Origin of the sequence: Leifsonia sp. SIMBA_070, assembly GCF_046534635.1 — a bacterium.
Lineage (GTDB): Bacteria > Actinomycetota > Actinomycetes > Actinomycetales > Microbacteriaceae > Leifsonia.
This window is the reverse complement of record NZ_JAWRYK010000001.1, coordinates 234558-251013: the sequence shown is the minus strand read 5'-3', so window position 1 is coordinate 251013 and position 16456 is coordinate 234558. Positions and strand designations below refer to the sequence as shown.

Here is a 16456-nt window from a genome sequence, read left to right as displayed (position 1 = left end):
GACTCCGAGGAGGCGTGTTCCGACTATAGAGCATACGTATGATGTTTGCCAAGAGCGAGGTCAGCGGGTGACCGGATCGTCATCCGACAGCAGCCCGAGGTCCCCCGTGCGGGGCATGCTCTCCCAGTCACCGGGCCCCATGCACGCGAAGGCGCCGGCGATCGTTGCGAGCTCCAAGCAGTCCGCGACTCCCGCGCCATCGAGCCGGCCGCGGAGGAACCCGGCCACGAACGCGTCGCCCGCGCCGACAGTGTCGACGACCGGAACGGTCAGCGCCGGGCGCCGGGTCACCACGCCCTCCGTGAACGCGAGGCTGCCCGAGGCTCCCCGCTTGATGACCGCGAGGGCCGGCCCCTGCTCGACGAGCGCGCGGGCGAGCGCCTCGGGATCGGACGGACTCACCCCGGTCAGCAGGGCCGCCTCGTCCTCCCCCGCGAAGACGATGTCCGCTCCGGCGGCGACGTCCCGGTAGACGGGCGCCGCGTCGCCGTCCGGCCAGAGCGACGGCCGATGGTTCACGTCGAAGGAGACGGGCACGCCGGCGTCGCGGGCCACCGCGATGACCTCGAGTGCGAGTGCCCGCGCGGAAGGCGAGAGCGAGGCGGTGATGCCGGTGAGGTGGACGAGCGCCGCCCCGCGGACGAGGTCGCCGTCCACATCCCCGGGGGCGAGGCGGCTGCCCGCGCTGCCCGCGCGGTAGAACGACACCCGCGTCGTGTGCGGCGTCCGGCGCTCCTTGATCATGAGGCCGGTTGGCGCGGAGGGATCGACGATCGCGCGGACCTCCACGCCTTCGCCCCGAAGCTCCTTGACGACGCGGCGGCCGAGTCCGTCGTCGCCCACGCGACCGACCCAGACGGCCGGGGCGCCGAGACGGCTCACCCCGATCGCGACGTTGCTGTCGGCGCCCCCGACACCGATGCGCGCCTCCCCCACATCCGCCAGGTCGCCGACCTCGGCGGCGCGGAACAGTCCCATCGTCTCGCCGAACGTCAGCACGTAGCCGGTCATGAGGCCGCCGCCACGGCCTCCCGGCTCAGCCGTTCGACGGCGCCGAAGTCACCGGAGGCCAGCGCCGGGCGGGGAACCATCCAGCTTCCGCCCACGGCGACGACCGCGGGCAGCGCGAGGTAGCCGGCGGCGCTCCGGGGCCCGATGCCGCCCGTGGGGACGAACGACATCTCCGGGAAGACGGACGCCAGCGCGGCGATGGCGGCCGGACCGCCGAGCGGCTCGGCGGGGAAGAACTTGACCGTCCGGAGGCCGAGGGATCGGGCGCGGGCCAGCTCGGTTGCGGTGGCGATACCGGGCACGACGGGGATGCCGCGCTCCCGCCCGCGCTCGACGACCTCTTCGATCAGCCCGGGGCTGACGACGAATGCGGCGCCGGCGTCGACGGTGGCATCGAGCTGCGCGCCGTCCAGCACCGTCCCCGCACCCACCCGGAGCCGCGGCTCGGCCGCGAGGATGCGGATGGCCTCCAACGCCGCAGGTGTCCGCAGGGTGACCTCGACCTGGTGGATGCCCGCGGCGAGCAGGGCGGCGCCGAGGGGCTCCGCCGCCGCCACGGAGTCGAGCACGACGACGGGGAGGATCTTCTCGAACGGCGTCATCGGCCGAGCCACCCTCCGTCGACCGGCAGGATGCTCCCAGAGACGTACGCCGCTTCGTCCGAGGCCAGGAAGACGGCGGCGGGAGCGATGTCCGTCGCCCGGCCCCAGCGGCCCGCCGGGATGCGCTCCAGGATCGCCTGCGAGCGGTCAGGATCGTCCTGCAGCGCCTGCGTGTTGTCGGTCGCGATGTAGCCGGGGGCGATGCCGTTCACGGTCACGCCGCAGGCGGCCCACTCGTTCGAAAGCGCGCGGATGAGCCCGGCGACCCCGGACTTGGCCGCGGCGTAACCCGGCACGTTGATGCCGCCCTGGAACGAGAGCAGCGACGCGGTGAAGATGATCCGTCCGCTCCCGGCTGCGAGCATCCTGCGCCCGAGGATCGAGCTCAGCACGAAACCGCTCGTGAGGTCGACCTCCAGCACTTCGTCGAACCACTCCAGTGGGTGCTCGGCGGCCGGCGCCCGGCGGATGGTGCCCGCGTTGTTCACCAGGATGTCGACCGGGCGCTCATCGCCGGCGACGGCTTCCGCGAACGCGGTCACCGCCTGCCGGTCGGCGAAGTCCACCCGGTGCCCCTCGAAGATGCGCCCGTGCTCTCGCACCCGGTCGCCGATGGCGGACGACTCGGGGTCGAGCGTCGCCGAGACCCCGACGATGTCGGCGCCCGCAGCGGCCAGACCCTCCGCGATCGCGTAGCCGATGCCGCGTTTGACGCCGGTCACCACCGCGCGCCGGCCGGTCAGGTCGAAGGCGCTCACGAACCGCTCACCTCGACGAGGATCTTCAGCGCCTGTCCGGCCTCGAGGGTGTGGAACGCCGACTCCACGTCGGTCAGCGGCACCACGCTCGAGATCAGGGCGTCGGCCGGGATGGAGCCGTCGGCCACCAGCTCGACGGCCCGCTCGAAGTCCTGGCGCTCATACACCCGCGCGCCCAGGATGGTGAGCTCGCGCCAGAAGACCCGGTGCAGGTCGAGCGGACGCGGCTGGGGGTGGATGGCGACGACGACGACCGTGCCGCGCACCTTCGCGAGGCTGGTCGCTCCGAGAACGGCGGCCGCCGCTCCCGAGACTTCGAACACGACATCCGCACCGGCTCCCCCGGTCCACTCCTCGACCCAGGCCACCTGGTCGACGGCGGAGGGGTCGATGGTCGACAAGCCCATCTCCTCGGCGGCGGCCCGGCGGTTCGCGTCGATCTCGGCGATGATGACCCGGGCACCGAACGCGGTCGCGACCGTTGCGATGAGCGCCCCGATCGGTCCGGCTCCGATGACGACGACCGAGTCGCCCACGCCGAGGCCCGACCGTCGCACATCGTGGACGGCCACGGCGACGGGCTCGACCAGCGCCGCATTCCGTAGCGAGAGGCCCTCGGGGAGCCGCACCAGCACGTCGGCGGGCACAGTCCAGAGCTCCTGCAGCGCGCCGGGGCTGTCGATCCCGATGAAATCGAGGTTCTGGCAGATGTGCATGTTGCCGGCGAGGCACGCCGGGCAGGTGCCGTCCCATGACAGCGGCATGACGGTGACGGCGTCGCCGACGCTCCATCCGTCGACGCCCGGGCCGATCGCGGCGATCGTGCCGGACATCTCGTGGCCGATGGTGGCGGGCGTGGTCACCCGGGCATCCATGTCGCCGTGGAAGACATGGAGGTCGGTGCCGCAGATGCCGACGTAGGCGACCTGGATGGCCACCTCCCCCTGCCCCGGTTGGGCCGCGTCGCGCTCCTCGACCCGGATCGTCCGCTCTCCCAGATATTCAGCCGCCCGCATCGCCGACCAGACCTTCCTCATTCGTTCCCGCTGGGCCGGTGGTGGCTGCAGCGCGATCAGCTTAGACGAAATCGAAGGCAAACATAATACGTATGCTGAAAGGGCGGGATAGGATGGGCAGCGAATCCCTGCAGATACTCGACGAAGGCGTACCGATGACCGCACCGATCCTCCCCACCCGACCGCTCCGGACCGGACAGCAGCTGACAGAGCTGGGCCTCGGAGCGGCGCAGTTCGGCAACCTGTTCCGCGAGACCACCGACGAGGAAGCCGAACTCGCCGTGTCCGCCGCACTCGAGGAGGGCATCCGCTACCTCGATACGGCCCCGCACTACGGCCTCGGGCTCTCGGAGCAGCGCTTGGGGCGGGCGCTCGCGAGCGTCGACCGGGACAGGATCGTGCTCTCCTCCAAGGTCGGCCGGCTGCTCGTCGACAGCCCCGAGACGGCCGACCTACAGGACGACGACGGCTTCGTCGTGCCCGCCGCCCGCCGCCGGGTCTGGGACTTCAGCCGTGACGGCATCCATCGCTCGGTGGAGGCCAGCCTCCGGCGAGTGGGGACCGATCACCTCGACATCGCGTACCTGCACGATCCGGACGACCACTGGGAGGCCGCCTCGACCACCGGGGTCGCCGCGCTGGTCGAGTTGCGGGAGCAGGGCGTGGTGCGGGCGATCGGCGCGGGGATGAACCAGTCGGCGATGCTGACACGTTTCGTCGAGCAGACGGATGTCGACGTGGTGATGGTCGCCGGCCGGTTCACCCTGCTCGACCAGTCCGCGGCCGACGACCTGCTGCCGCTGGCTGAGTCGCGGGGCGTCGGCGTGGTCGCGGCGGCCGTCTACAACTCGGGCCTGCTGAGCAGCCCAGCGGTCGACGCCGGCGCGAAGTTCGACTACGGCCAGGCGCCGGCCGACGTGATCGAGCGAGCCCGACGCATCGCGGAGGTGTGCACGCGCCACGGCGTGGAGCTGCCGGAGGCCGCCGTGCAGTACCCGCTCCGTCATCCGGCCGTCACCTCGGTCGTCACCGGGATGCGGACCGCTGACCACGTGACGAGCACCGTCGCGCGGTACCGCGCCGACATCCCCGCCGACCTCTGGCGCGAGCTCCACGAGACGGGACTCGCGCCCGATCCCGCCCGCGCCCGCTGAGCGCTCGGGCTAGCCCTGGGCGGCTCGGCGGCGACGGGCCAGCAGCCACAGCGCGGCGCCGAGGATGATGGCGACCGCTCCACCGAGTGATGCACCCGCCGCCGCCGCCGCGAGGTCCGACCCCGTGGACGCGAGCTTGTCACCGACCGGGGTCACCGCGGTCACACCCGGACCGACCGGTGAAGCGACGACGGGCGTGCCCGCGGCCGGCGGCGGAACCGGGGTGGTTGCCGCGACCACGCGGAGGGTCACGGTGGCCGTGTCGCAGGCGGTGGGCGGAGCGACGGCGCACAGCTGGTAGGCGAGTGTGTACGTTCCCGGAACAGCCGTCGCCGGGACCGTGAGATCGCCGGCGGTCGTCAGCGCAGCACCGGTGAGCCCGCCGTCGGCGGTGATGGTCGCGGTGACGGCCGCCGGAGAGACGGCCGCGCCATCCACCGTGTCGTCGGCGAAGACGTTGCCCGCCGTACCGGCCGTGCCCGCGGTGACGGGAGCGGCGGTGAAGTCGTCGTCGACCGCATCCACCGCGGGGAGCGCCGTTACGCGGACAGTGGCCGACGCAGTGTCGCAGACGGCAGTCCGCCCGATGGCGGTCTGGCAGATCTTGTATCCGACGGCGTAGGTGCCGGCCGGTGTCGCTGCCGGGACCGTCAGCGTGCCGTCAGCGGCAACGGCGACTCCCGTCAGGCCGCCGTCGGTCAGGACGGACGGGGTCACGTCGCCCGGCTGGAAGCCGGCGCCGTTGAGCAGGTCGTTCACGAAGACGTTGCCTGCAGTACCTCCGATCCCGGAGTAGAGGGTGGTGCCGGTCAGGTCGTCGGTTTCCGCGTTCAGGAACGGGTTGCCCGCCGTCGCGCAGGCTGCCGCATCCCCGACTGCGAACTTGAGCCCGGTGGTGAAGGGGGCACTGATGGTCGGCGTGGCGGTAGTGGGGTTGAGGATCTCGGCAAAGCCGGTGCCCGTGCTGATGTAGAGGTGGCCGTCCTGCGCGGCAAGGCCTGGGCCGGTCGGAAAGACGACTCCGGAAAGCGGTGCGGAAGTCACGGTTCCGGTCGTGAGGTCGATCCGCTGGAGCGTGTTGGAACCTGCGGAGTACATGGTGCCGTTCAGCTCGGCGATGTCGTTCGTCAGGTTCGTGCTGACCGTAAGCGGTCCGGAGCTGCTCAGGGCGGCCACGTCGACGGGATAAAGCTGCGTGGGAGCGGTGTTGAACTCTACCCACAGCCTGCCCGTGTGGTCGAAGGCCGCTGAGAAGACGTTCCCTGGGCCATTGGGGAGGCCCGCGACAGGTCCGAGATCGGTCGTCGTTCCGTCAGCCTCCGCCCGGTACAGGTGCGACTTGAAACCGGTCGCCATGCCGAAGACGTACACATTGCCGGTGACCGGATCCTGCGCCACGGCACCGATCAACACGGCCGCCGTGGCCACCAGGGTGTCCGTCCCGGAGGGCGTCCGTTGCCAGATCTGCGACGATCCGCCGGTCGTATAGATGAGGCCGCTGCTGCACCCCACCGGCGCCGCTTGGGCAGCGTCGGACGGGCCACCGATCGCGAGCAGCCCTCCCAGCGCGAGCCCGGCCGTTGCGAGAGCGGCGGCTACCTTGCCGGCACGAGTCATCGACACAAGATCCCCTGATTCTGCCGCTGTCGGGCGACGCATAGAACGTTCACATCGTAGGGCCGTACCGCCGCCCATTCCGCGATTTCACCCTCGCTTCACCCTGAGGACCGCCCAGCGTCCGCTTGCGGGAAACATAATACGTATGATAACTCTGTCTGCGGGAGCATCGGGGCTCCCCCTTCAGAGGAAGCGACAGATATGACATCGACGTCAGACTCGCGACGTTCCAGGACGAGACGGAAAGGATTCCGCTCGGCCGCGCTCGCGCTGCTCGGCGCTGGCACGGTCATCGCGTCAGCGCTCATCCCGCTCTCGGCACAGGCCGCACCCGCGACCGTCTTCTACGCGGCACCCGACGGCAAGGACGCCAGGCACTGCAGCCAAGCGCAACCGTGTTCCCTCGAGCGCGCCCAGCACGTGGTGCGTCCCTCCACCAAGCACGGCGACGTCACGGTCGTCCTCGCCGACGGCACCTACCGGCTGAGCGAGCCGCTGCGGTTCGGCAGCGACGACGGCGGCGGCGGCGACCACACCATCCACTGGTCGGCCGCGCCCGGCGCCCACCCGGTCATCACCGGCGCCGCGAAAGTGTCAGGCTGGTCGCCCTCCTCTGCCGGAGCCGGCATCTGGGAGGCGCCGACGCCCGCCGGGCTCGACACGCGCCAGCTGTACGTGAACGGCGTGACCGCGCCGCGCGCCTCCATGAAGCTCGCCAACTCGGACGTCACGCCGACGGCGGCGGGCCTCACCATCAAGAACCCCGCACTCGCCTCTCTCGCCACCCTCCCCGACCAGGGGCGGATCGAGTTCGAGTCGCTGGGTGACTTCACCAACCGCTACTCGCCGGTGCAGAGCATCAGCCCGACCGAGATCACGATGAAGCAGCCCGCGTGGGACAACAACACCTGGGGCTGGGACACCGTTCAGAACTCGTTCCTGGCCGGCCCCAGCTGGTACCTCGACAACTCGCTGGCGTTCCTGAAGACCACGGGGCAGTGGTACATCGACCCCTCCGCCGGGAGGCTGTACTACAAGCCCGCAGCAGGCGTCGACCCCAACTCATTGGATGTGGAGCTGCCCCGCCTGCAGTCGCTCATCAGCGTGAGCGGAACCTACGACCAGCCGGTGACCGGTCTCGCCTTCGAGGGCATCCAGTTCTCGGGCACCTCCTGGCTCGGCCCGTCCACCGACGGCTACGCCGACCAGCAGAACGGCACGTTCATCAAGGGCACGTACGACTACCGGCCGGCGGACGGGTTCACCAGCTGCTCGCGCGGCTGCGAGATGTTCGAGCGCGCCCGCACCAGCTGGTACCAGGAGCCGGCGGCCGTCCAGGTCTCGGCCGCGAGCCGCGTCTCGTTCACCGGCAACACCTTCACCAACCTCGGCCAGTCGGCCCTCGGCATCGGGAACGACGCCAACGCGACGCTGTCCGGAGTCGGGCTCGGCGCGAGCAGCATCAGCGTCGTGGGCAACCGGTTCACCGAGGACGGCGGCCACGGCGTCTCGGTCGGAGGCGTCCTCCCCGACGCGCACCACCCGAGCGATGTGCGGATGACCAATAAGGACATCCTCATCCAGGACAACACGATCGATCACGTCTCTGTGGACTACAAGGACAACAGCGGCATCCTCAGCACCTACGTCACGAACGCACAGATCCTCCACAACGAGGTCTCCAACGTGCCCTACGACGGGATCGACACCGGCTTCGGCTGGGGCATCAACGACGCGGGAGGCTCGAACGACTACGTCGACAGGGGCTACTACAAGTGGAACCCGCTCTACACGACGCCGACCACGCTGAAGGACAACCGGGTCGAGGGCAACCTCGTCCACAACACGAAGGCGCGCTTCGCCGACGGCGGCACGGTGTACAACCTGTCGGCCAGCCCGGGCTCGGAGGTCGACAAGAACTACCTCTTCAACATCTCCGGGGTGGGCCTGTACCTGGACGAGGGATCGAACTCGCTGACGTACGACAACAACGTGGTGGCGGGCGGTTCGTTCGTGTTCACCAACGCGTACAGCCTCCGCAACAACACCAGCAACAACGTCATCCGGGACAACTGGTACAACAGCGGAGGTGCCTCGGCGCCGAACGCCGCCTTCCACAACAACACCCTCACCAACAACGTGAAGGTGACGGGAGCCAACTGGCCGGCAGGCGCGCAGGCGGTGATCTGCGGCGCGGGTGTCGCTCCGCAGTACCGCACGTCGCTCAACGCGAACCTGTTCGGCTTCAGCGGATGCCCGGTCAGCGCCCCAGTGGGCGCCGGCCTCCGCACGACGGGCGCGTCGGCGGTCTCCTCCGTCTTCGGACAGACCGGCGACGCCTTCGGTATCGCCGCGGCGGGAGCGGACGTCTGGGGTGCGGGCGGTCAGCACGACGACCAGTACGGTTCGATCTACCGTGCCGGCTCGTTCGCGGACGGCTCGACCGTCACCACCCGGGTGGTGTCGGTCAACGACGCCAACGTGTGGGCGAAGTCCGGCGTGATGGTGCGCAACGACATGACGAAGGCGGGCTCGTCCGCGGGCTACGCCGTGGTCGCCGCCACCGCGAGGAACGGCGTCGTCTTCGCCTGGGATGCGAACGGGGACGGCTACCTCGACACGCAGGCCCAGGCGAGCGTCGACATCTACCGTCCGATCTGGGTGCAGCTGACCCGCACGGGCACCACGTTCCAGGCGGCGTACTCGTACGACGGCGCGAACTACGTGCCCGTCGGGGCGCCGGTGACCCTGGCCTCGGCGGCGGCGACGCAGGATGCCGGGCTGTTCTCCACCTCGCACGACGCCTCGCAGTCGGCGATCAACCAGTTCGACTCGTTCTCGGTCTCGGCCGCGCACTGAGCTACTGACAGGGCGGGGACGGCTGCGATGCGGCCGCCCCCGCTCTGCTGTCCTCCGCGTCAGCCGGCCGCGGAAACGTTGGGGCTGTACGGCACTCGTAGCGTCTCGGCGAAGCGCTCGAACAGCGCCGGGTCGCCGTCCAGCTGCACGGCGCCGGTCTCGATCGCGGTCTGGGCATCCAGCTCGCCGGCCAGCACGTCGCGGATCTGCGGGCCGGCCGTGATGGTGAGGTCCGGGTCCGTCGCCGGCCCTGCGCCGACGCTGATGACGCCGCCCCGCATCAGGAGGTGCGTCTCGACGTCGCCGACGCGTACCGTGTAGGTCGTGTCCCAGTCCTCCGGGACGACTCCCTCACCGGCCGCCACTCGCAGTGCGGCGGTGATGGATGCCGTGGTGACGATCTCTCCGTCGCGCGGCGTCCGCATCCCCCCTGCACCCCAGCGCGAGAGCGCATCAAGTGCCGGGCCGAGCTCCTCGCCGCGCGGCGTGAGCGCGTAGACGACCGAGCGCTCCCCCGCGGGAGGCGCAACCCGCAGGACGATCCCCTCGTCTTCGAGCTCCTTCAGCCGTGACGCCAGGGTGTTCGTCGGGATGCCGGGGAGGCCGGCCACCAGGTCCGAGTAGCGCCTCGGACCTACGCTCAAGTCCCGCAGCGCCGGATGCTGCCCGCAACCGCACCGCACTCGGCCTGCTCCTCGCGGCCGTCTTCGTCGTCTTCCTGAACGAGACGATGATGGGCGTCGCTCTGCCGCAGATCCAGGAATCGCTGCACATCGACGCCACGCAGGGCCAGTGGCTGACCACCGCATTCGCGCTGACCATGGCCGTGGTCATCCCGACGACGGGATGGCTGATGCAGCGGCTGCGCACGCGGACGGTCTTCACCCTCGCGATGTCGAGCTTCGTGCTCGGCACGCTGGTCGCTGCCCTGTCCCCCGTATTCGAGACCCTGGTCGTCGGGCGCGTGATCCAGGCGACCGGCACCGCGATCATGATGCCGCTGATGATGACCACGGTGATGACGATCGTGCCAGCCGAGCAGCGCGGGCGGGTCATGGGCCGGGTCTCCATCGTCATGTCCGTCGCACCCGCCGTCGGACCGATCGTGGCGGGCGCGCTCATCCAGGTGCTCCCCTGGCAGGGGCTGTTCTGGGTGATGCTGCCCATCGCACTCACGATGCTCGCCATCGGGGCACGCCGGGTGCCGAATGTCTCGGAGATCCGGAAGGTGCCGCTGGACAGCCTGTCGGTGATCCTCTCCGCGTTCGCCTTCTCGGCGCTCGTCTTCGGTCTCAGCCAGATCGGTGCGGCCGCGGTGGGGCGAGGCCGCCCTCCAGCCCTGGATCCCGATCGTCGTCGGCCTTGCGACCCTCGGGCTGTTCGTCTGGCGTCAACTCGTGCTGCAGCGGACGGACTCGGCGCTGCTCGACCTTCGCACGTTCCTCTCCCGCGACTTCGCGGTCTCAGTGTCGATGATGACCGCGGCGATGGTGACGCTGTTCGGGGCCTTCATCGTGCTGCCGCAGTTCGCGCGCTACACGCTGGGGCTCGACCCGCTCTGGGTGGGCGCCATCCTTCTGCCGGGCGGGCTGCTGATGGGGCTCGCCGGGCCGACGGTGGGCCGGCTGTACGACCGCTTCGGCCCGCGTCCGCTGGTCATCCCCGGCTCGATCGGGCTCTCGGTCGCCATGTGGACCCTCGCGATCGGTCTCGGGCAGGGCTCCTCGTGGGTGGTGCTGCTCGGTGCCCACATCGTGCTGATGCTGTCCCTCGCCTTCCTGTTCACCCCGGCGTTCAGCGCATCGCTCGGCTCCCTCCCGCCGCAGCTCTACTCGCACGGAAGCGCCACCATCGCCACGTTGCAGCAGGTGGCCGGCGCTGCGGGCACGGCGATCTTCGTGGCCCTGTACGCGACCGGGGTCGCGGCATCCGGCGGCGCGAACCCCGACCTGCCGTCTGCAGCGGCCGCGGCGGATGGCGCTCACCTGGCGTTCCTGGCCGGCGGCGTCCTCTCCCTCGGCGTGATCGCCCTCGCGCTGTTCGTCCGCAAGCCGGCCGTCTCGGAGACTCCGGAGCACTGAGGGGCTGCGACCCCTCGGTCATCCGGGCTATCGTCGGCGCATGTGCCGGAACATCCGCTGCCTCCACAACTTCGAACCGCCCACGACGGACGATGAAGTCCGGGAGGCCGCCCTCCAGTTCGTCCGCAAGGTGAGCGGATCCACGCATCCGTCCCGCGCGAACACTCCCGCCTTCGAGCAGGCGATCGACGAGATCGCGGAGGCCACCCGCCGGATGCTCGACCAGCTGGTCACCAACGCGCCGCCGAAGAGCAGGGAGCTCGAGGCGGTGAAGGGCCGCCAGCGGCACGAGAAGCGCATGGAGCGCGAGGTCAGGATCCGCACGGCGTCCGCCTGAGCCGGCGGCGATCGTCGATGGTGCACGATGGGGGCATGACGACTGCGCAGGTGATCTCGGTGAGCCGCGACGACGAGCACCGCTTCTCGAAACAGGCCCGCGAGTCCATCACCCTGGTCGCCGGCCTCGGCGTGGAAGGGGATGCGCACTTCGGCGCCACCGTGCAGCACCTCTCCCGCGTGCGCCGCGACCCGACGCAACCGAACCTCCGTCAGGTGCACCTCATCCACCGGGAGCTGTTCGACGAGGTGACGGCGGAGGTCACGCCGGGCGAGCTGGGCGAGAACGTGACGACCGAGGGAGTCGACCTGCTGGGTCTCCCCCGCGGGACCCGCCTGCAGCTGGGCGACGAGGCGGTCGTCGAGCTCACCGGGCTCCGCAACCCGTGCGTTCAGATCGACCGCTTCGAGCCGGGCCTCCTCAAGGAGGTGGTGGGCACGGACGACAACGGCGCCCCTGTCCGCAAGGCGGGCGTCATGGCGGTGGTCGTCTCCGGCGGCGTGGTGCGGCCCGGCGACCCGATCGAGGTGCGGCTCCCGTCGGAGCCGTTCGAAGCGCTCGCGCCGGTCTGAACCGGCTAGTCCGCGGTCGCCGGGTTCGCCTCCAGCCACGCCAGCACCTGCTGCGCGTGGGTGTTCGGCGGGAAGATCGGGTAGAAGGCGTGCTCGATGACGCCGTCGCGGACCACCAGGGTCAGGCGCGCGTACAGACGGTCGTGGCCCTCCGCCGCGAACGTCGGCAGGGTGAGCGCATCGGCGAGCCGGAACTCCTCGTCGGAGAGCATGGTGAACGGCAGGCGCAAGCGCTCCGCCACCTCCGCCTGATAATCGGTGGGCTGGCTGGAGAACCCGTAGACGGCGCCCACGCCCGCAGCGGCGAGGTCGTCGTAGTGGTCGCGGAAGTCGCACGCCTCGGTGGAGCAGCCTCGGGCGCCGGGGATGGCGTCCCAGCCGTCAGGGAGGTCGACGCCCGGCCGGCCGGTCAGCGGGTAGAGGTAGATCACGGTCCGCCCGGATCCGAGCCCGGCCAGATCGACCGAACGCCCATCCGTCGCGGTGAAGGTCAGCTGCGGAACCGTCATGCCGGGCAGATGGTCGGCGGCGCCGTCGTCCTCCGGCACGGGGAGGCCGGCGGGGAGCGTGGTGTAGTCGGTCATGGTTTTCTCCTTCGGGAAGGTTCGGGATGCGCCCTCGTCGAGTCGTGCGACGAGCTGCGCCCGGCGGGCCTGGAGGGTGCCGACGATGCGGTCGATCTCGGCGATGCTGTCGCGGTAGGCCGCGAGCGACGACACGCAGTCGTCGCTGTGCTCGTGGCCGAGCTCCAGGCACTCGAGGAACGGCACCGTCTTGCGGGCCGTGATCCCGGTCGCGGCGAGCTCGCGGATCTCGACGACCGCCCGGAGGTGGCCGTCGTCGTACTCGCGGTACCCGTTCGTCGCCCGGCCCGGACGCACGAGTCCGAGCCGCTCGTAGTACCGCACCGCCTTCGTCGAGACGCCGGCCTTCTGCGCCAGCTCACCGATCCGCATCCTGCACCTCCGAGGAGAAACTAAGGCTTGCCCCATGGGACAAGGTCAAGTCTGAGGCATCGGACGACTCCCGTGAGCACTCAGGCGCGGTCGTGGAGGGTGACGTGATAGCCGTCGGGGTCGGCGAAGGTGAACGTGCGGCCGAACGGACCGTCGATCGGGGCCGCGACGATGGCGTGGCCGTCGGCGGCGAGCGCGTCGTGGATCTGCTGGACCTCGGTGGCGCGAAGCCACAGTGCGACGCCCATGCCGGGCTGGGAGACGGATGCCAGGTCGGTGCCGGGAACGATGTCGCGCAGCGCCAACGTGGGCGTGGTCTCGAAGACGACGGCATGCGGAGGGCCCGCCGGAGAGCGGACGAGGCCGAGGTAGCGCTCGTAGAAGGCCTGCGACGCGTCGAGGTCGCTGACCTGGAGGGAGAGGAAATCGGGGCCGATGGCGGGCATGGTGTGCTCCTTCGTTTCGTGTCAGTTATCTGACATAGAACAACCTATGTCAGAATGCTGACATGAGTCAAGACGGCATCGAGCTGGAGACGTCGGTCGGATATGTGCTGAAGGAGGCCGCGAGCGCCCTCCGCACCGCGATGGAGGCGGTGCTGCGCCCGCTCGGGTTGACCGTCACCGCGTACTCCTGCCTCGAACTGCTCGCACAGCGCCCGGGGCTGTCGAACTCGGACCTCGCTCGAGGCGCCTTCGTGACCCGGCAGTCGATGAACGTGCTGCTTCAGGCCCTGGAGCGCGACGGATACGTGACGCGACCGACGGAGGCTCCCGTCGGCAGAGTCCTTCCCACGCGGCTCACACCGCGCGGTCGGCGGATGCTCGAGAAGGCGAGCGCAGCGGTCCGCTCGGTCGAGGTCCGGATGCTGAGCGGTATGACCGCGGAGGAGCAGTCGGTGGCTCTCGGCATGCTGCGCAGCATGATCGGATCGCTGTCCGATGACTGAGCTCGTCGAGGCCGAGCCGCACGGCGCGAAACGGAGGCCATGACCGGCCTCCGCTCGCACGCCGACGGTTCCGCTGCCGACCGTCAGCCGGCGTCCGGGAGGGCGACGACCTTGCCGCGCACCTCGCCCGCGGCCGCCCGGGCGTGGATCGCCGGGAGTTCGCTCAGGGGGACGCGCTGGGCGACCTCCACGGTGAGCTCTCCGCTGTCCACCAGCGCCACCAGCTGGGTCAGCTGGTCCGCGTCGGATCGGACGAAGACACCCGCCGTCCGAACGCCGCGCTCCTCGTCGCCGGGGGTCGCCATCCACGCAGTCGTGGACACCACGATGCCGCCATCGCGGACGAGCGGGACGAGGCCCTCGAACTCGTCCGGGGTGATCGGCGCCAGGTTGAGCAGCACATCCACCGGTTCGGTGACGGATCCGAGCACGGTCGAGGCGGTGTGGTCGATGACCTCGTCAGCACCGGCAGCGGTGACCGCATCCCGGCTGCGCGGGCTGGCCGTCGCGATGACGTGGGCGCCGGCCCGCTTGGCGAGCTGCACCGCGTAGCCGCCGACAGCTCCGCCTGCACCGGTGATCAGCAGCCGCTGCCCCGCCCGCAGATCGGCCAGGTCGAAGAGCGCCTGCCAGGCGGTCAGCCCGACCGACGGCAGTGCAGCCGCGTCGGCGAGGTCGATGGCGGACGGCGCTGCGACGAGCGCCTCGGCCGGAGCGACCGCGAACTCCGCCGCTGAGCCGTTCTCTCCCATCGGGAGGAACCCGACGACCCGGTCGCCGACCTGCAGTCCCGTCACGCCCTCGCCGAGCCCGGCGACCGTCCCGGACACGTCGTAGCCCGGCACGTGCGGCAGGACCACCGGGAAGGGCAGGGTGCCGGCGCGGATGCCCGCGTCTGCTGGGTTGAACGCCGAGCCGGCCACCCGGATGAGCACCTGACCGGGGCCGGCGACGGGCTGGTCGGCGTCTTCGTACCGGACGACCTCCGGGCCGCCTGCCTGGTGGAAACGTACTGCCTTCATGATGATCTTCCTCTCTCGTTGCTTCGAATTCGAAGCGCCTGGAAGGACCGTAGCATCACTTCGAATTCGTAGCAAGTGCTTCGAGTTCGTAGTGACTGGTAGAGTGCGAGCATGGCGAATCGACCGCGGTCCCTCGACCCGACGGAGCTCGGCGCCTACTTCTCGCTGATCGAAGTGAGCAGCCTCCTGCGCCACCGCGTCGAGCAGCAGCTGCGGGAGGCGGGCGACCTCAGCTACGTGCAGTTCCAGCTGCTGGCGCGCCTGGGTGACGCGCCCGACGGCAGCCTGAGGATGACCGACCTCGCCGACGGCGTGGTCTACAGCCGCAGCGGGCTCACCTACCAGGCGCAGACCCTGGAGCAGCGGGGGCTGGTGACGCGTGCGCCCTCCGCGGATGACGAACGCGCCACCACCGTGACCATCACGGAGCAGGGCCGTGGGGTCCTCGCGACCGTCTTCCCCGGACACATCGCGGTGCTCGACGAACTGTTGTTCGAGCCCGTGACGCACGACGACATCGAGGCGCTCGGCGACGTGCTGAGCCGCATCCGCGACCGCATGCGGGCGGCGCCGCCCCGGTCGGCGGCGCCGCGACGGCACAAGTCGGGCTAACCGTGGCGGCCCCCGTGCCGCGCCCGCTCGAACGCTAGGCTCATGCGCATGATCGTGACGCCCATCCGGGTCGCCAGCCTCCTCGCGGGCGAAGAGCGGCTGCCCGTCAACGTGCACCTGATCGACCGGCCGGAGGGCCGCATCCTCGTCGACACGGGGCTGACCGAGCTGCATCCGGCCGTCGACGACATGGACCCGCAGCTCTCGCCGCTGACGGAGCACGAGGAGGTCGACCTCGGAACCATCACCGCCGTGGTCAACACCCACCTCCACTTCGACCACTGCGGCGGCAACCACCTCTTCGCCGGTCGTCCGGTCTACGTGCAGCGGCGGGAGCTCGACGACGCGCTGACGAAGGACGATTACACGATCCGCGAGTGGGTCGACGCGCCCGGGATGACGTACGTGCCCGTCGACGGGGAGTTCCAACTGCTCCCCGGCGTACGCCTCCTCCCGGCGCCGGGCCACACGCCGGGGTCGCAGATCGTCGTGATCGAGACCGGCGACGGCCCGATCGTCATCGCCGGCGACACGGCCGTGTGGTTCGGGCAGCTCGACGACCCCCAGACGGAGGGCCAGCGGCTGATCCGCGCGCTCGACCCGCAGCAGGTGTGGCTGTCCCACGCCGACGAGCCGTGGACGCCGCGTTCCGGCCGCTGAGCGGGCCCCACCTCCCAGCGGTAAGCACGATTCGTGACGAATCGGGGGTTTCCCCGCGCGATAGGCACGATTCGTGACGAATCGGGGGGTTACCCCGCGCGATAGGCACGATTCGTGACGAATCGCGGGTTACCCCGTGCGATAGGCACGATTCGTGACGAATCGGCGAACCTATGCGGCCTCCCTCGCGAGCTACCGTCTGAGATTCCCTGCCGACGGCGCCGAATCTCCATCCCCACCGCGGTGCGTC

16 protein-coding genes and 1 pseudogene are annotated in these 16456 nt (G+C 70.4%); 8 read left to right on the top strand and 9 right to left on the bottom strand.

Annotated elements, in window-relative coordinates; translation table 11 throughout:
• Nucleotides 1-60: 60 nt before the first annotated feature.
• The 4 genes from SB754_RS01120 to SB754_RS01105 are packed head-to-tail and all read right to left on the bottom strand — an operon-like array spanning nucleotide 61 to nucleotide 3387.
• Entirely contained in the window at nucleotides 61-1011 is a 951-nt protein-coding gene (locus SB754_RS01120) for a sugar kinase (RefSeq protein ID WP_410780511.1), read from the bottom strand.
• Nucleotides 1008-1613 carry a bifunctional 4-hydroxy-2-oxoglutarate aldolase/2-dehydro-3-deoxy-phosphogluconate aldolase gene (gene eda / locus SB754_RS01115; RefSeq protein ID WP_410780510.1) on the bottom strand — a complete coding sequence of 202 codons (606 nt, stop codon included), beginning with the start codon at nucleotides 1611-1613 and terminating at the stop codon, nucleotides 1008-1010. The genes SB754_RS01120 and eda overlap by 4 nt, the downstream gene beginning before the upstream one ends.
• The gene (locus SB754_RS01110; RefSeq protein WP_410780509.1) at nucleotides 1610-2371 is read right to left on the bottom strand and encodes an SDR family oxidoreductase; all 762 of its coding nucleotides are present in this window, start codon (nucleotides 2369-2371) and stop codon (nucleotides 1610-1612) included. Before SB754_RS01110 ends, eda begins: the two co-directional genes overlap by 4 nt.
• Nucleotides 2368-3387: a zinc-dependent alcohol dehydrogenase gene (locus SB754_RS01105; RefSeq protein ID WP_410780508.1), complete on the bottom strand. Its 1020-nt coding sequence runs from the start codon at nucleotides 3385-3387 to the stop codon at nucleotides 2368-2370. The genes SB754_RS01110 and SB754_RS01105 overlap by 4 nt, the downstream gene beginning before the upstream one ends.
• A 155-nt stretch (nucleotides 3388-3542) precedes the next feature.
• Here SB754_RS01105 and SB754_RS01100 point away from each other — a divergent pair, with 155 nt between their 5' ends.
• Nucleotides 3543-4541, top strand: a complete 999-nt coding sequence (locus SB754_RS01100) for an aldo/keto reductase (protein WP_410780507.1) — start codon at nucleotides 3543-3545, stop codon at nucleotides 4539-4541.
• 9 nt (nucleotides 4542-4550) lie between these two features.
• On the opposite strand, the gene SB754_RS01095 is transcribed toward SB754_RS01100, so the two are convergent.
• Nucleotides 4551-6158 (bottom strand): DUF6923 family protein, encoded by a 1608-nt coding sequence (locus SB754_RS01095; protein ID WP_410783240.1) that lies wholly within the window; start codon nucleotides 6156-6158, stop codon nucleotides 4551-4553.
• Between the two features lie 201 nt (nucleotides 6159-6359).
• Here SB754_RS01095 and SB754_RS01090 point away from each other — a divergent pair, with 201 nt between their 5' ends.
• The gene (locus SB754_RS01090; protein WP_410780506.1) at nucleotides 6360-9017 is read left to right on the top strand and encodes a right-handed parallel beta-helix repeat-containing protein; all 2658 of its coding nucleotides are present in this window, start codon (nucleotides 6360-6362) and stop codon (nucleotides 9015-9017) included.
• A 59-nt stretch (nucleotides 9018-9076) separates the two neighbouring features.
• Here SB754_RS01090 and SB754_RS01085 read toward each other — a convergent pair whose 3' ends face one another.
• A complete protein-coding gene (locus SB754_RS01085) occupies nucleotides 9077-9661 on the bottom strand; it encodes a winged helix-turn-helix transcriptional regulator (RefSeq protein ID WP_410780505.1) in 585 nt (194 codons plus the stop codon).
• Between the two features lie 44 nt (nucleotides 9662-9705).
• Here SB754_RS01085 and SB754_RS01080 point away from each other — a divergent pair.
• The 3 genes and pseudogenes from SB754_RS01080 to SB754_RS01070 all read left to right on the top strand — a co-directional run bounded on the left by SB754_RS01080 (nucleotide 9706) and on the right by SB754_RS01070 (nucleotide 12007).
• A pseudogene (locus SB754_RS01080) lies at nucleotides 9706-11098 on the top strand (DHA2 family efflux MFS transporter permease subunit).
• A gap of 40 nt (nucleotides 11099-11138) precedes the next feature.
• Entirely contained in the window at nucleotides 11139-11435 is a 297-nt protein-coding gene (locus SB754_RS01075; protein WP_410780504.1) for a DUF2277 domain-containing protein, read from the top strand.
• Between the two features lie 35 nt (nucleotides 11436-11470).
• Entirely contained in the window at nucleotides 11471-12007 is a 537-nt protein-coding gene (locus tag SB754_RS01070) for an MOSC domain-containing protein (protein WP_410780503.1), read from the top strand.
• Nucleotides 12008-12012: 5 nt separating this feature from the next.
• Here the strand turns inward: SB754_RS01070 and SB754_RS01065 are convergent, their stop codons facing one another.
• Together SB754_RS01065 and SB754_RS01060 are read right to left on the bottom strand one after the other, a co-directional pair.
• Nucleotides 12013-12963 carry a MerR family transcriptional regulator gene (locus SB754_RS01065; RefSeq protein WP_410780502.1) on the bottom strand — a complete coding sequence of 317 codons (951 nt, stop codon included), beginning with the start codon at nucleotides 12961-12963 and terminating at the stop codon, nucleotides 12013-12015.
• Nucleotides 12964-13043: 80 nt separating this feature from the next.
• Complete coding sequence (locus tag SB754_RS01060; protein WP_410780501.1) at nucleotides 13044-13409, bottom strand: VOC family protein; 366 nt, start codon at nucleotides 13407-13409, stop codon at nucleotides 13044-13046.
• A gap of 62 nt (nucleotides 13410-13471) precedes the next feature.
• Between SB754_RS01060 and SB754_RS01055 the strand changes: the two genes are divergently transcribed.
• A complete protein-coding gene (locus tag SB754_RS01055; RefSeq protein WP_410780500.1) occupies nucleotides 13472-13912 on the top strand; it encodes a MarR family winged helix-turn-helix transcriptional regulator in 441 nt (146 codons plus the stop codon).
• Nucleotides 13913-13995: 83 nt separating this feature from the next.
• Here the strand turns inward: SB754_RS01055 and SB754_RS01050 are convergent, their stop codons facing one another.
• Nucleotides 13996-14934, bottom strand: coding sequence for an NADP-dependent oxidoreductase (locus tag SB754_RS01050; RefSeq protein WP_410780499.1), 939 nt, complete (start codon nucleotides 14932-14934; stop codon nucleotides 13996-13998).
• Between the two features lie 111 nt (nucleotides 14935-15045).
• Here SB754_RS01050 and SB754_RS01045 point away from each other — a divergent pair, with 111 nt between their 5' ends.
• Nucleotides 15046-15546: a MarR family winged helix-turn-helix transcriptional regulator gene (locus SB754_RS01045; RefSeq protein ID WP_410780498.1), complete on the top strand. Its 501-nt coding sequence runs from the start codon at nucleotides 15046-15048 to the stop codon at nucleotides 15544-15546.
• A gap of 42 nt (nucleotides 15547-15588) precedes the next feature.
• The gene (locus tag SB754_RS01040) at nucleotides 15589-16206 is read left to right on the top strand and encodes an MBL fold metallo-hydrolase (RefSeq protein WP_410780497.1); all 618 of its coding nucleotides are present in this window, start codon (nucleotides 15589-15591) and stop codon (nucleotides 16204-16206) included.
• Nucleotides 16207-16456: the final 250 nt, after the last annotated feature.